The organism is Pseudochelatococcus sp. B33, assembly GCF_053570585.1.
Genome location: NZ_JBSEFH010000008.1, coordinates 137422 through 151587 on the forward strand (window position 1 = coordinate 137422; position 14166 = coordinate 151587).

Below are 14166 nucleotides of genomic sequence, written 5' to 3' on the forward strand. Positions count from 1 at the left end.
CTCGCCCGATAGCCGCCGGTTCCGGCAACGGTCGGCGCCTGCGGCGCGCATTCCCGCAGTTTCACGCAAAGCCCGCCGACCCCCTGCCCGCATGAAGCGAACAGGGCGACGCGACGGCCGCCTTCCGACAACCAACTGCCGGCGAATTGCTGCGATCGGTAGGAAGCATAGTCTGGAAACCATCGAATTAATAGTTATTCTATAGATATTATCATATAAAAAGGAATGTCCGAGCGATACCCTGGAGCTATCGGTTATGCTGGATCGGCGCGTGCGCTATTTTCTGTCCGTCGTCGAGCACGGCAGCCTGCGGGGTGCGTCGAAGGCCCTGCGCCTGTCGCAGCCAACGCTGACGAAAGCCATCCACGACCTGGAGATCGAGGTCGGCAGCCCGCTGCTGCGCCGCCACGGCCGGGGTGTATCGATGACCAATGCCGGGCAGATCCTGCATCGGCGTGCCTCGAACATGGCGCTGGAGGATCGCTATGCGCGCGTCGAGATCGATGCCTCGCGCAATGGCGTGGACGAGGTGCTGCGCATCGGCGCGGGGCCGGTGTGGGCGTGCCGCTATCTGCCGGATGCCCTGACGGCCTTCACACGCCAGTTTCCATCATGGCGCATTACGTTGCAGGTCGGGGTGACGCGCACCTTGCAGGACCGCGCCGTGTCGGGCGATCTCGACCTCTGTTTCGGAGCGATCGACGATCTGCGCGGTGCGCAGGCGATCGATTTCAACTATGAGCCGCTTGCCACATTCGCAATGGGTGCCTTCGTGCGCGCCGGCCACCCGCTGCTGACGGACGGGAACACGGTGAAGCTGCAGGACCTTCTGGCCTATCAGTGGCTGATCTACCAGAACGACTTCGACGTGGTCGGCCGCATCAACAACAGTTTCAGGGAGGAGCGGCTGCTGCCGCCGCGCATCGCCATCGAGACCTCGTCGCTGCTCGCCGGCTTCAGCATCGCCGGCGCCAGCAATGCCGTGTTCTGCCTGCCCGAACCGATGGAGCCGGAAGCCGCCACCCACGGCCTTGCCCGGCTGCCCGTCCACTTCTGGACATACAAGGCCGGTGTCTGGCTCCATCAGGCGGCCGGGCGCAAGCTCCAGGTCCGGCATCTGCTGACAATCGTCCGGGAACGGGTGAATGCGCTGCACAGACAGGCGCCGGGCAACTGACAATGCCGGCGGGGCGGCATGAGTCGGGGCGCAAGTCCAATGCATGTTGAACCGACGGGATTCAACAGCCGATCATGAAAGAAGCAAAGCAAAAGCAATACCGCTCCCCACCCGATGGGCGTCGGCCGGGCGCCGAGAGGGCTTGGCGCTGGAGCCTGTCCCGCTGGTCCCGAGGTCCAGGCTCACCGATGGGCCGGCATCACTACTGCACCTGCCGATGCGCGCCGCTGCGGGACAGCAGCGAGACGATCTCGTGACGGGCGGCGACGAAATCCGCATCGTTGCGCTGCCTCGGACGGCTCGCCCGCAGATTGAATATCCGGCTCACCCGACCCGGACGCGGCTCCATCACAACGACCCGGTCGGACAGGTAAACTGCTTCCTCGACATCGTGCGTGACCATCACCAGGGTGCTTTTCTCATGCTCCCAGACGCGCAGCAGCTCCTCCTGCAGGAAGCTGCGCGTCAGCGAATCGAGCGCGCCGAGCGGCTCGTCGAGCAGCAGCAGCGGCGGCTGCGGGGCAAGGCCGCGCGCGATCGCCGCACGCTGCGACATGCCGCCGGACAACTGGTGCGGCAGCGCGTTCTCGAACCCACCAAGGCCAACGAGCTCGATGAGATGGCGGACCCGCCGGCGCTTCTGTTCTTCCGGCAGGGGCAGGCTGTGCAGGCTCAGGGCGATGTTGCGCTCCACCGTCAGCCACGGCAGCAGCCTATGATCCTGAAACACGATGCCGCGCTTGAGGCCCGGCTTGTCGACCACCTCGCCGTCAACCCGGATCGAGCCAGAATCCGGCCGGTCGAGACCGGCGAGGAAGCGCAGCAGGGTGGACTTGCCGCAGCCGCTCGGCCCGACGATGCTGATGAACTCGCCGGGCTCGACGGTCAGCGACACGTCGTCCAGCGCCTGCACCGACCGCCCCTCGACATGGAACGTGCGGCTGACATTCGCGATCTCGACGAAGCCGGATGCCTCGCGCCGCCCGTGTCCGGCGCTGACGTCCGCCCCGGCGGCGACGCCCCGGACGGCCCGATCCCGGGTTTGGTGGTTCAATGCGTCTGCCATGGCAGCAGTCTCCTTGACAAGCCGACGATCAGCCGATCGAGCGTCAGGCCGATCAGGCCGAGGAACAGGACGCCGAGCAGCACCTGATCCATGCGGGAATATTCGCGCGCCGCCGCCAGATAGGCGCCGAGCCCGTCGCCCATGCCGTTGATGTAGCCCGTGCCGATCAGGTATTCGGCACCGAACGTGCCGAGCCAGGCGACGTTGAGCGACAGTTCGAGCCCGGCCAGGATCGATGGCGTGGCCGCGGGCAGGATGATGCGCCGGAACGTCGTCCACCGGTCGAGCTCCAGTACCTGGCCAACCTCCCGGAAGGGGGTGGGCACGTTGTAGCAGCCGGCCTGGGCGCCGAGCGCCATCGGGAAAAAGGCGCCGAGCGCGATCAGCGTGATCTTCATGGCCTCGCCATTGCCGAACCAGGCGCTGAGCAGCGGGATCCAGGCGAAGAGCGCGATCTGGCGCGCGGAATTGATGACCGGGTTGAACAGGTTGCGGGCGATGCCGGACAGCCCGATGATCACGCCGACAACGAGGCCGGCCGAGGCGCCGATAACCCAGCCGGTGAGCGTGCGCAGCAGCGTGGCGCCGGTCGCGCCGGGAATCGAGCCGTCGAGAAACCCCTCGGCCGCCGTCGCCACCACCTGCAACGGCGACACGAAGACGTTGCTGTTGACCCGCCCCGCCGCATCGAGAACGATCCACAGCACGATGAGCGCGCCGGGAAGAACGAACGCCTTCCACGGAAAGCGACGCGCGGGCGCGGCCGGGGCCTGCTGCGGCGACGGAATATCCTGCGGCGCCAACACCTGCTGCGACATGACGGTCTCCATTCCCCCGAGTGGTGTTGCCCTCAGCCTGCGCTTCTGAATGACCATGCGGTGGCCCGGTGCTGGCCCTTGAGAAGCAGGTGATCCATCAGCCAGCCGACGAGGCCGATCACGACGATGGTGGCAAAGACGACGTCGAGCTGGAACGATTTGCGGCCCCACATCATCAGATAGCCGATGCCGGCCGCGGACGAGATCATCTCCACCAGGATCAGCGCCTTCCAGCCCTTGCTGAGCGCCAGACGGAAACCCGTCAGCACGCCGGGCAGCACGGACGGCAGCACGACGTGGCGGACGCGCGTCAGGAACGGCAGTTCCAGCACCGCCGCCACCTCGTCGTATTTGCGCGGCCGGGTGCGGATGCCCTCATAGGCGCTGACCATCAGCGGCAGGAAACAGGTCTTGGAGATCAGGATGATCTTCAGCGCCTCGCCGATCCCGAACAGCAGCATGAAGAACGGCAGCCAGCCCAGGGAGGGTACGAGGCAGATGGCGCGCACCGTCGGGGCCACGTAGTCATCGAGCGTCCGCGACAAACCGAAGGCGAACCCGAACAGCAGGCCGAGCCCGCCGCCGATCAGGGTACCGGCGGCGACGCGGCCGAGGCTGACGAGCAGTTCGCTCTGAAGCTGGCCGGAGGCGATCAGGTCGGAGGTCGTCTCCCACACCAGCGCGGGCGCCGGCAGGATCTGTTCGGCCAGCCACGCGTTGTTCACCGCCACCTGCCACAGCGCCAGCAACGCCAGCGGCACGACGAGACCGAGCAGCACCGGCACGGCAAACTCGGACGGCCGCCTGCGCCACAGCCCGGACCTTGCAGCGCCGCCGACTATCGCGGCAAGAAACGAGCGGTCGTTCGACTTGAGGCTGACATCGGACATGACGTATTCCCTGACATAGTATCTGGCGTGTCTGCCGGCGCCCTTCCCCGTGCGGGCGGCGACGGCTCACGGCAACTCACGGCGCCGCATCGAGGCTGCGCATGATTTCCGGCGGCGGCCGGACGCGGCCGCCCTTCGCCCATCCGAGCGACTTGCGGTAGGAGCCGAATACCCCGGCGCGCTCCAGCTCATCGGCCGTCACGCCGGTCACGTTCTCGGCGTCCGGGGCGACGTAGAGCGCGTCGTCGGGGCAATAGACCTCGCACATGAAGCAGGTCTGGCAGTCTTCCTGCCGCGCGATGACCGGCGGCTGCTTGTCCGGCACGATATCGAAGACATTGGTCGGACATACGGCGACACAGATGTTGCAGGCCGTACAGCGCTGCTCGCTGATGACCTCGATCATGCCGCCAGCACCTCAGCCTCAAGCGACGGCGCGGCGACGGCGCGCGTCCACACCTCATCGAGACCGCCGCTGGTGATGTAATGGCGCTGGGCGTCGTCGCGGGCGGGATGATCCTCCCGCTTGTGCATGCCGCGGCTTTCGGTGCGTGCCAGCGCGCTGCGGTACATCCACCGCGCGGTCGCCAGCATGGCGATGCTCTCGCGCGTTTTCTGCGCCGTCTCGAGCGGCGCGGCGCCGGCAGCGGCCACCTCCCGCCACAGCGCGTCAAGACGGCCGAGGGAATCCGTCAGCCCTTCTCCGGAGCGGAAGTAGTTGCGCTCGAAGGGGTAGACCTCGTCCTGAACGGCCCGGGTCAGCCCGGCGGCATGCACAGGCCGGCCGTCGCCCTCTGCGAGCCCGCGACCGCCGGCGCGCAGGAAAGCCCGCGAGCGCAGTTGCGGACGTCGCGCGTAGTCGCCCGCGCCGCTGCCCGCCCAGAAGCCGGACGACGTCGCCCAGGCGGCGTTGTGGCTGCCGCCGCCGGTGAAACCGCCGCAGATCGGCTGGCGCGTCGCCGCATCGCCCGCCGCGTAGAGGCCGGGGACGGTCGTCGCGCAAGTGGCGTCGACGATGCGCAGCCCGCCGGTGCCGCGCACCGTACCCTCCAGCCGCAGCGTGATGGGAAAACGCTGGGTAAAGGGATCAATGCCGACGCGATCGAGCGGCAGGAAGAAATTGGGCTGTGCATGGCGCATGGCGATCTGTGCCTCGGGGCTCACGCCGGAGAGCTGGGCATAGACCTTGCCCCGCGTCAGCGCCCGCGCGATGGCCGAGCGCCCGCCCTTCGACGCCGCGCCGGGGACTGGCGTACCGTCGGCGTGGGTGAAGGTCGCCCACGAGTAGAACCGCGTCTTGGTGACAGAGCCGCCCTCCAGCGCCATGGCATAGGCGTTGGAGAACTCCATGCCCGACAGCTCGGCTCCGAGCTCCGCCGCCATCAGATAGCCGTCGCCGGTCAGCACGTTGCAGCCGAGCGCCTTGCCGAGAAAGGCGCAGCCGCCGGTGGCGATCACCACGGCGCCGGCGCGCACCAGCCAGGTGCCGCCCTTCTGGATACGCACGCCGATCGCCCCTGCCGCAGCGCCGTCCTGATCGCGCAGCAGTTCGAGCGCCGGATGGTGGTCGAGGATCTTCACGCCCGCGCCCTTCACCCGCTTGCGCATCAGACGCATGTAATCGGGACCGTCGAGATTGGTGCGGATGCTGCCGCCCTCGCCGTCATCCGGGAATGGATAGCCCCATTCGGCAAGCAGGTTGAGATTTTCATAGGTGCGGTCGAGAACACGCCGCATCCAGGCGGGATCGGCCAGCCTGCCGCCGAGATCCCAGCGGCTGTTCATGGCGGCGCTGCGCCTGGCCGTGTCCGGAGGGACATACCACACCCCGGTGCCCGACGGCGCGGTCGCTCCGGATGTGCCGCAGAATCCCTTGTCGGCGAGCACAACCTTCGCACCGCGCGCAGCCGCGGCAATCGCTGCCCACGCGCCTGCCGGTCCGCCGCCGATGACCAGCACGTCGGCATTGAGCTCGAACGAAGCGCCGGGTGAGGACGCCTTCCCGATCCCAACGATATCTGCCATGTCCACCGCCTCCGGAAAATGCATGGAACTGCGCCGCGATTGCCGGCCCATGCCATGAGAGGGCCAGCCCCCTGCCATCGGCCGCAATCCGCAATCCTCGAAATCACGCCCGTCACAATGGGCAGATATATCTATTGAGTCAATAGAATTTGTATGATTATATTTCGACGTTCTTCGCAGCATCGGAAGCCACGCCCACGCCCCGCAGGGCGCACGCTTCCGCTTCACCCGCGGTCACGAACGGCGGGGCAGCGCGACGGACGCAGGTTTCGTCCGGCTTCTCCCCGCCCGGCCGGCGGCTTGATCCCAGCCATAGGTTGTTCGCGACATGACTCTCAAACGTAAGGATTTGCGCAGCACCGGGCCGTTGCATCTCGACGCGGACGTTCTCGTCATCGGCGGCGGGCCTGCGGCGGCATGGGCGGCAATCGCCGCCGCGCAGGCCGGCGCTTCGGTGGTGCTGGCCGACAAGGGCTATCTCGGCACGTCGGGGGCGACCGCGCCATCCAATACCGGCACCTGGTGCGTGCCGCCCGACGCGCATCGTCAGGCGGCCGTGGAACGGCGCTGGCGGCGCACGGAGGGCCTCGGCGACCAGCGCTGGATGGTGCGCTGTGTCGACCGCGCCTACGAGAACCTGCTGAAACTCGCGGAATGGGGTTATCCGTTCCCGGCCAACGACGGCGGTGGGCTTTATCTCGCCAATTTGCGCGGTCCGGACTACATGCAGTTCATGCGCCGCAAGGTGCTGTTGTCGCGCGTGACCGTGCTCGATCACCATCCGGCGCTCGAACTGCTCAGCGATGGCGCTGCGGTGACGGGCGCGGCGGGCGTCGACCGCCAGCGTCTCAGGGACTGGCAGGTGAATGCCCGGGCCGTCGTGCTGGCGACGGGCGGATGCGCCTTCTACGAACGCATCCTGGGTGGCACCGGCCTGACCGGGGACGCCTATCTGATGGCCGCGGAAGCGGGCGCCTGCCTGTCGGGCATGGAATTCACCGGCAAATATACGCTCGCACCGTTCGGCACCTCGCTCAACAAGGGGCTGCCCTACCGATGGGCGAGCTTCTATCGCGAGGACGGCACCCCGCTCACCGACGAGGACAGTGCCCCGCTGCGGAACGCAGGCGGCCGCAACCACGAGCGCATCATCGCCCGGGCGATGATCGATGGTCCGGTCCATGCGCGCCTCGACCTTGCCGAACCTGCGGTCCAGGACTGGATGCGGCGCGGACAGCCCAATTGCGTGCTGCCGTACGACCGCACGGGCGTCAACCCGTTCCGCGATCTCTTCCGCGTCACGCTCAAGGCGGAAGGGACCGTTCGCGGCACCGGCGGCATTCATCTGGCCACGGAGGATTGCGGCACCGGCGTCCCCGGCCTCTATGCGGCAGGCGATGCGGCGAGCCGCGAGCGCGTCGCGGGTGCCCAGTCGGGCGGCGGGGCGGTGAACGCGTCATGGGCCATCGCCAGTGGCTGGTGGGCCGGCGCCGGCGCAGCCGCCTGCGCGCGCCGTTCCGCCGCTTCAGCCGCGTTCCGGCAGACGTCGAAGCCGCTGGGCAGGGCGGGCCTGCGCCCTGCCGCCCACGTGCGCGCCGACCTGACGCCGCGCGACGTCGTCGAGGCGGTGCGGGAGGAGGTCGTGCCCCTTGAGAAGAACTATTTCCGCCGCGCAGAAACGCTATTGGCCGGAGCGCAAAGGCTCGACAGCCTGTGGTCCGACATCCGCGGCCACCTGCTGCTCGAAGGGGTCGAGCGTCTGCGCAGCCGGGAGGCCGCCGCAGTCGCGGCGACGGCACGCTGGTCGCTCAAGGCCGCCCTGTTGCGCACGGAAACCCGCGGTCTGCACCGTCGGACGGACCATCCGCAGAGCAGCGACGCCTTCCTTCACAGCATCATCCTGTCGGGCGTCGACGAGATCCGCGCCGACACCGTGGCCGACGCATTTCTGGGAGTAGCATCATGATCGAAATCGTCTCGCAGCGGCGCTGTATCGAATGCGACATCTGCATCAAGGTCTGTCCCGCCAACGTCTTCGACGCCACGGAGGACGGCGCGCCGGTCATCGCCCGCCAGAACGACTGCCAAACGTGCTTCCTGTGCGAGATCTACTGCCCGACCGACGCCCTCTACGTCGCCGAGGCAGCCGACGGGCCGACCCTCATCACCGAAGACGAGGTCGAACAGCGCGGCCTGTTCGGCAGTTACGCCCGGCTGCTCGGCTGGAAGCGCGGCAAGATGGCGGGCGCAGACCGCGATCCGACGCTCTTCCTGCGCTTGGCGGCAGAATAGTTTCCCTTCCCACGCTAATCATCTGAAAGGATCAACGAGCCATGCATCCCAATCGCAGAGGCATTTTCAAGGCTCTGGCAAGCGGCGCCCTCGCGCTATCGGTAGGGCTTTCCTTCACCCCGGTGAGGGCGCAGACGGCCGAGGAATTCCCCAAGGAGATCCGGCTCGCGGCGCCCGGCAACGCCACCGGCAAGCCCTATGGCAGCGGCCCGTTCGGGGTGCTGAAGGCGAAGGAGCTGCTCGAAAAGGAATTCGAGAAGGAAGGGATCACGTTCTCCTGGCAGTTTCCGCGCGGCACCGGCCCCGCCATCAACGAGGCCTTCGCCAACGGGCAACTGGACGTCGCGAGCTACGGCGGGTTGCCGAACATCGTCGGCCGCGGCGCGGGGCTGAAGACGCGCGTCCTTGCCTCCTACGGCACCAGTCCCATCTATCTGGTCGCGACGCCCTCGTCGGGCATCAAGACGATCGCCGACCTCAAGGGCAAGAAGCTCGCCGTTGCCCGCGGCACCATCAACGAGCTCAGCCTGTTCATCATCCTCAAGCAGGCCGGACTGACCGTGCAGGACCTGCAGGTCTTCGACCTGCAAAGCGCCGACCAGATATCGGCAATCACCACAGGCGATATAGATGCCATCGTCGCCGGCGGCTCCAACGTGCTGCATCTGGTCGACAAGGGGATCGCCGAGGTCGTCTATTCGACGAAGGGCAAGCTCGCGCCCGGAACCACGTTCGGCTCGCTGATCGTCACGGACGCCTTTGCCGAGAAATATCCCCACGTTGTCAAGCGTATCGTCAAGAACTACGTCGAGGCGGCTCATTACGCATCGCAGGAGGAGAACCGGGACGAGCTGTTCGATCTGTGGTCGCTGACAGGCACGCCCCGGGAGTCTTTCGTCAAGGACTACGACGGCGACCGGCTGGTAGATCGCGCGAGTCCCCTGCTCGACGACTTCTACAAGGCCAACGTGCAGGCCGGCATCGACTTCGCAGCCGGTGACAAGCTGATCCGCCGGGCATTCGATCTGAACGAGTGGATCGACGACAGCTATCTGAATGAGGTCCTCAAGGAACTGGGCTACGAGAACTACTGGGTCGCCCGCAAAGCGGACGGCGAACCGGTGGAGTAAGTAAGATTGCGCCCTCCCCGGTGTGCCACGGGGAGGGCAACCACCGTGCCCCGCCCGGCCGGTTCGGCGGCGAGTTCCGGCATGGTGATGAGCGGTTTATACCGCCCCCTCCCAGGCCTCTTCCGCCTACCCGCAGCATGACGGCTGCTTGCAAACCGCCCCCCAATAAAACAAAGCCCAGAGGTGCAATCAGGCAAACGGTCCTGGGTTGACCTGCAGCCCGATGCCGTCGTCAGAAACGACGAGGCCTCACAAGCGGCCATGCGGATACATCGGCGCATGGAGCCTGCGCATGGCGCACATCATAAATGAAAACTAATTTTATTCTGAAAGCCTTTTGACGCAGGGCGAACCATCCGCTCTGGTCGGCCATGGCAATGCTCTGGGCAACGCAAACACGGCAATCGCTTCCGCTGCCTCACCAGTCACCCCCTCAGCGCTGGGGAATACCCTCGTTGCGTATGCGAGCCTCATTTTGAAAATTGATATCGAAGATTGAAATTACCTACTTTACAAAATTTTGCCACGGACATAATTTCCTACCGTTTCGACAGATTGTATCAATATAACCGTGACTAAGAGGATTGAAACCAATGGCTTTGAGAAAAATCCGGAACGAGGTTAGCGGCACCGTCTTCTCGCTGCCCTACTACGTTGCGCGCGAACTCGGCTTCTTCGCCGACGAGGGTCTTGAGCTTGAATTCATCAGGCGCGGCAAGGGGCATGCGACCGATCTGGAAGCGATCCAGCTCATTGAGGATCACCACAACGTCTCCTCCTTCGGCGGTCCTTCGCCGTTCGAATCCGGCGAAACCCTGCTCTACCGTGCCTGCGAATGGGGTCAGGTGCGCCGGACGCAGGACAGCAACGTCGGCGGCCAGGTCGTCGCCAAGCGCGCGGCGCGCGCCAGCCAGGCCATTATCGTGCGTCCGGATTCGCCGGTGCTGATCCCGCAGGACCTCGCGGACATCCCGATCGGCGTGAACTTCCACCACGGTTCCCATTACGTCGCGTTGCAGCTCCTCGAGGGCTTCCTGCCGCGCGAGGAGATCAAGATCGTCCACGTCGAGGGCGCCAACCGCTTCCTCGCCCTGCGCGACGGCCACGTCGACGCCGTCGCATTGATGGAGCCGTGGATCACGGTTGCGGAGAAGCTCGGTTACAAGACCATCGCGGAAGCCCATTACGTCGGTCTCGAGATCGGCAGTCCGGAGCTCGACGCCGAGACTTTCGAGGCGATCAACCGTGCCGTCCGCCGCGCGGTGGCCGTGCTGCAGCAGGACCCTTACCCGTACGTCAAGTATCTCATCGACGACGTCGATCCGTCGATCGTCAAGCTGGAGCCGCACGACTTCTCCCGCAGCCGCCTGCGCTACGCCGATCCTGCACCTTATTCCCAGAAGGATTTCGACCGCACCTACAACTGGATGCTGTCGTGGGACCTGATTCAGCCGGACGATACCTATCTCCACCTGGTGGACAACCGCATCCTCTCCGTGGCCTGACATCGTGGAGCCGATCCCCGGATCGAAGCGAAATGCCAGCCAATCCCGGCCTGCTCCCCGGCGGGTTGGTCGGGATGGCGCCGGCGCGGACGGCGGCCGCCCCGGGCTGGCTTCGGCGGCGAGCACCGTTATCCGCCGCCGGAATGGCAACGGCTTCGGCTTTTCCGTCCAGCACGACCTGCGCAACGCCGTCTTCCGCCACGTGCAGGCGCTCGACATCGGTTACGCCGGAGCGAGCCAGGGCAACGGGGAACAGGGGGAAGGCTGGAAACGCGCCCTCGCGAGCGGCGAGGTCATCTCGCGGTCGACGGCGGATATCACGCTGCTCCAGATCCTCCTCAGCCAGCTCCACGTACTGATCGGCAGCCTAATCTTCGACCCGAAAGGAGTGACCATGACCGCGCTTCCCCGCCTCCGTTCCCCCCGCAGTCTCCTGCCGGTCTGGCTGCGCGCCGCAGCTCTCGCCCTCGCCGGCGCTTTCGCCCTCGCCGCAGATGCCCGCGCGGCGGAGCCCGATCTTTCCGGCGTATCGCTGACCATCGGCATCCAGAGCAGCGGCAACAGCATCGCGACCGCCCTGCTGGAGGCTTCCGGCGTGTTCGCGGATACGCCCTACAAGCTCACCTGGGCCAATTTCGACGGCGCCAACGCCGCCGTCGAGGCGCTGCACGCGGGTGCGATCGATGTCGACGTCGGCCTCAACTTCTCGACACCGGTGCTCAATCAGGCCAATGCGTCGCGCCCGTGGACGGTCGACGACAGGCCCTATGTGATCGTCGGCGCCAATCTCCAGCTCAACCGGGCGGGCACGGCGATCATCGTCCGCCCCAACGCCGGCATCGCCTCGGTCAAGGATCTTGCCGGCAAGACGGCGAGCTTCGCCAAGGGTACCGCCAACCACTACTTCTTCGCCATCGCCGCCGAGAAGGCGGGACTTGACCTCGCCAGCGTCAATCTGGCGCTGATGCCCCTGTCCGAGGCGCGCGCCGCCTTCGTCGGCGGCTCGGTCGACGCGCTGGTGACGGCGGTCAGCAACGCCCGTCCGCTCATCACGAGCGGTGACGGCGTCGTGCTCGCGACCTCCGAGGGGCTCTACGACAACTATTCCTGGTTCGTCGCGCGCCCGGAGGTGCTGAAAGATCCCGCCCGCGAGGCCGCGGTCGCCGACATCCTGGTGAGGTTGCAGAAGGCCGCCGTCTGGCAGTCGCAGAACCTCGACAAGGTAACGGAGATCTTTGCGAAGGCCGGCCGCCAGAAGCCGCAGGACGCAGCGCTGAATGCCGCCGAAAGCATCACCGTCTACGTGCCGATCGATGCTGGCGTGATCGCCGCCAACCAGAGCCAGGCGGAAGTGTTCCACAAGGCGGGCGTCGCCACGACCGCGATCGATGCCGCCATCGGCTTCGACGACCGCTTCAACGCCGTCATCGCCGCCAATCCCGGCCCGCAATCGGCGGAGGCGCAACGCGGCGGGAGCACCAACTGATGTCGACGCAGATCATTACCCATGGGGAAGCCCCCCAAACCGCCCTTCAGGCGACACCGCAAGCCGCGTCCCGGGCACCCTCCGCTGCCGCTCCGGCCGGGAGCAGTGCGAGCAGGCGGGCCCTTCGGGGTGCCATGGTGGATATCAGCGCGCTCGCGGGGCAGCGCAAGCGGCCGGGAATGCCGCAGGGGGTGCGCAGGCTCTACGGCCCGCTCGGACTGCTGGCGATCTGGGCGCTGCTCAGCGCCACGCAGGTACTCGGACCGCGCGTTTTCCCCGCCCCGTGGGAAGTCGTGCGGGCGGGGATCGAGCTCACCCTCGACGGCGTGCTGCAGGAGCACCTGTGGGCGTCGCTGCAGCGCGCCCTCATCGGCCTCGTCTTCGGCCTCGGCATCGGGCTCCTCCTGGCCGTGGTGGCGGGTACAGCTACGCGCTTCGAGGACACGATCGATTCCGTCATGCAGATCTTCAAGGCCATCCCCAATTTCACGCTGGTGCCGCTGTTCATCATCTGGTTCGGCATCCAGGAGACGCCCAAACTGCTGCTGATTACACTCAGCGTCTGCATGCCGATCTACATCAATACCTACGGTGCGATCAGGAACGTCGACTCCCGCCTGATCGAGTCCGCGCGCACACTCGGTCTCGGCCATTGGCAACGGGTGTGGCACATCGTGCTGCCGGGCTCCCTGCCGGGCTTTCTCGTCGGCCTGCGCATGAGCCTCACCAACGCCTGGCTCGCGCTCGTGTTCGCCGAGACGATCAACGCCAAGTACGGGCTGGGCACGCTGATGAGCGAGGCGCGGAGCTGGTGGCAGCTCGACGTCATGGTCCTCGTCATCACCATCTATGCCGTGCTCGGCCTCCTGAGCTACACCTTCGTGCGCTATCTGGAGCGCACCCTGCTCTCATGGCGGCGGGGCTATCTCGGCGAATGAGGTGTCGGCACACGATATTCTGGGGAATGAGGCCGACGGTCGATGCAGCGGGTCCTTGTAACGCGTTATAGCTATCTGGCACACCCGATGCCGCATCGTGACACAAAACGGGAAATGGCATGACGGTCCACGACAGAAACCTCGCAGTCCATGCGGCCGGCTTGCGCCGTGTCTTCGAAGGCAGGCCGGTGCTCGACGGCATCGGTGTCGATATCGCGCCCGGCGAATTCGTTGCCCTGCTCGGGCGCAGCGGCTCGGGCAAGAGCACTTTCCTGCGCGTGCTCGCAGGGCTCGATGCCGACATCGAGGGCACCGTGCTCGTCGCGGCGGAGCGCGCCGTCGTATTCCAGGACGCACGCCTCATTCCATGGAAGCGTGTGCTGGCCAATATCGTGCTCGGGCTCGATGGCGGGGGCGCGAGCGAGCGGGCGCGGCAGGTACTGGCGGAAGTGGGCCTGGCGGGCCACGCCGACGCCTGGCCGGCGACGCTGTCCGGCGGCGAGGCCCAGCGCGTGGCGCTGGCGCGTGCCCTGGCGCGCCGCCCCGACCTCCTGCTGCTCGACGAGCCCTTCGGCGCGCTTGACGCCCTGACCCGCCTGAAGATGCACGCGCTGCTGCGCGCTCTGTGCGCCAAGTATCAGCCGGCGGTGCTGCTGGTGACGCACGACGTGGACGAGGCGATCCAGCTCGCCGACCGCATCCTGGTGCTCACGGACGGGGTTATTTCCCTCGATCTGGCGGTCGACATCCCCTCCCCGCGCCTGCGCTCGGACCCGACGGTGGTCGGTCTGCGCGGGCGACTGCTTGCCGAACTCGGCGTGGAAGAACAGGCGGGATAG

At 66.6% G+C, this 14166-nt stretch carries 13 protein-coding genes; 8 read left to right on the forward strand and 5 right to left on the reverse strand.

Annotated elements, in window-relative coordinates; translation table 11 throughout:
• Positions 1–256: 256 nt before the first annotated feature.
• Complete coding sequence (locus ACUSIJ_RS10835; protein WP_449308404.1) at positions 257–1177, forward strand: LysR family transcriptional regulator; 921 nt, start codon at positions 257–259, stop codon at positions 1175–1177.
• Positions 1178–1379: 202 nt separating this feature from the next.
• On the opposite strand, the gene ACUSIJ_RS10840 is transcribed toward ACUSIJ_RS10835, so the two are convergent.
• The 5 genes from ACUSIJ_RS10840 to ACUSIJ_RS10860 all read right to left on the reverse strand — a co-directional run bounded on the left by ACUSIJ_RS10840 (position 1380) and on the right by ACUSIJ_RS10860 (position 5976).
• Positions 1380–2243, reverse strand: coding sequence for an ABC transporter ATP-binding protein (locus ACUSIJ_RS10840; protein ID WP_449308405.1), 864 nt, complete (start codon positions 2241–2243; stop codon positions 1380–1382).
• Entirely contained in the window at positions 2228–3061 is an 834-nt protein-coding gene (locus tag ACUSIJ_RS10845) for an ABC transporter permease (protein ID WP_449308406.1), read from the reverse strand. The genes ACUSIJ_RS10840 and ACUSIJ_RS10845 overlap by 16 nt, the downstream gene beginning before the upstream one ends.
• Before the next feature lie 32 nt (positions 3062–3093).
• Positions 3094–3951, reverse strand: a complete 858-nt coding sequence (locus ACUSIJ_RS10850; protein WP_449308407.1) for an ABC transporter permease — start codon at positions 3949–3951, stop codon at positions 3094–3096.
• Between the two features lie 76 nt (positions 3952–4027).
• Positions 4028–4357, reverse strand: coding sequence for a 4Fe-4S binding protein (locus ACUSIJ_RS10855; RefSeq protein WP_449308408.1), 330 nt, complete (start codon positions 4355–4357; stop codon positions 4028–4030).
• Positions 4354–5976, reverse strand: a complete 1623-nt coding sequence (locus ACUSIJ_RS10860; RefSeq protein WP_449308409.1) for an FAD-dependent oxidoreductase — start codon at positions 5974–5976, stop codon at positions 4354–4356. Before ACUSIJ_RS10860 ends, ACUSIJ_RS10855 begins: the two co-directional genes overlap by 4 nt.
• Positions 5977–6304: 328 nt before the next feature.
• Here ACUSIJ_RS10860 and ACUSIJ_RS10865 point away from each other — a divergent pair, with 328 nt between their 5' ends.
• The 7 genes from ACUSIJ_RS10865 (at position 6305) to ACUSIJ_RS10895 (ending at position 14166) form a co-directional block, all read left to right on the forward strand.
• Complete coding sequence (locus ACUSIJ_RS10865; RefSeq protein ID WP_449308410.1) at positions 6305–7942, forward strand: FAD-binding protein; 1638 nt, start codon at positions 6305–6307, stop codon at positions 7940–7942.
• Positions 7939–8268: a 4Fe-4S dicluster domain-containing protein gene (locus ACUSIJ_RS10870; protein ID WP_449308411.1), complete on the forward strand. Its 330-nt coding sequence runs from the start codon at positions 7939–7941 to the stop codon at positions 8266–8268. The genes ACUSIJ_RS10865 and ACUSIJ_RS10870 overlap by 4 nt, the downstream gene beginning before the upstream one ends.
• A gap of 41 nt (positions 8269–8309) precedes the next feature.
• A complete protein-coding gene (locus ACUSIJ_RS10875) occupies positions 8310–9398 on the forward strand; it encodes an ABC transporter substrate-binding protein (protein WP_449308412.1) in 1089 nt (362 codons plus the stop codon).
• A gap of 593 nt (positions 9399–9991) precedes the next feature.
• Entirely contained in the window at positions 9992–10903 is a 912-nt protein-coding gene (locus ACUSIJ_RS10880; protein WP_449308413.1) for an ABC transporter substrate-binding protein, read from the forward strand.
• Between the two features lie 4 nt (positions 10904–10907).
• Positions 10908–12389, forward strand: coding sequence for an ABC transporter substrate-binding protein (locus tag ACUSIJ_RS10885; RefSeq protein WP_449308414.1), 1482 nt, complete (start codon positions 10908–10910; stop codon positions 12387–12389).
• A gap of 134 nt (positions 12390–12523) precedes the next feature.
• On the forward strand, positions 12524–13327 hold the full coding sequence (locus tag ACUSIJ_RS10890) for an ABC transporter permease (protein ID WP_449308415.1): 804 nt from the start codon (positions 12524–12526) through the stop codon (positions 13325–13327).
• 119 nt (positions 13328–13446) lie between these two features.
• Positions 13447–14166, forward strand: a complete 720-nt coding sequence (locus ACUSIJ_RS10895; protein WP_449308416.1) for an ABC transporter ATP-binding protein — start codon at positions 13447–13449, stop codon at positions 14164–14166.

Bases quoted from the DNA above. Each gene is read 5' to 3' on its own strand.
- ACUSIJ_RS10835 (WP_449308404.1), top strand. From the start codon at position 257: ATGCTGGATCGGCGCGTGCGCTATTTTCTGTCCGTCGTCGAGCACGGC.
- ACUSIJ_RS10840 (WP_449308405.1), bottom strand. From the start codon at position 2,243: ATGGCAGACGCATTGAACCACCAAACCCGGGATCGGGCCGTCCGGGGC.
- ACUSIJ_RS10845 (WP_449308406.1), bottom strand. From the start codon at position 3,061: ATGTCGCAGCAGGTGTTGGCGCCGCAGGATATTCCGTCGCCGCAGCAG.
- ACUSIJ_RS10850 (WP_449308407.1), bottom strand. From the start codon at position 3,951: ATGTCCGATGTCAGCCTCAAGTCGAACGACCGCTCGTTTCTTGCCGCG.
- ACUSIJ_RS10855 (WP_449308408.1), bottom strand. From the start codon at position 4,357: ATGATCGAGGTCATCAGCGAGCAGCGCTGTACGGCCTGCAACATCTGT.
- ACUSIJ_RS10860 (WP_449308409.1), bottom strand. From the start codon at position 5,976: ATGGCAGATATCGTTGGGATCGGGAAGGCGTCCTCACCCGGCGCTTCG.
- ACUSIJ_RS10865 (WP_449308410.1), top strand. From the start codon at position 6,305: ATGACTCTCAAACGTAAGGATTTGCGCAGCACCGGGCCGTTGCATCTC.
- ACUSIJ_RS10870 (WP_449308411.1), top strand. From the start codon at position 7,939: ATGATCGAAATCGTCTCGCAGCGGCGCTGTATCGAATGCGACATCTGC.
- ACUSIJ_RS10875 (WP_449308412.1), top strand. From the start codon at position 8,310: ATGCATCCCAATCGCAGAGGCATTTTCAAGGCTCTGGCAAGCGGCGCC.
- ACUSIJ_RS10880 (WP_449308413.1), top strand. From the start codon at position 9,992: ATGGCTTTGAGAAAAATCCGGAACGAGGTTAGCGGCACCGTCTTCTCG.
- ACUSIJ_RS10890 (WP_449308415.1), top strand. From the start codon at position 12,524: ATGGTGGATATCAGCGCGCTCGCGGGGCAGCGCAAGCGGCCGGGAATG.
- ACUSIJ_RS10895 (WP_449308416.1), top strand. From the start codon at position 13,447: ATGACGGTCCACGACAGAAACCTCGCAGTCCATGCGGCCGGCTTGCGC.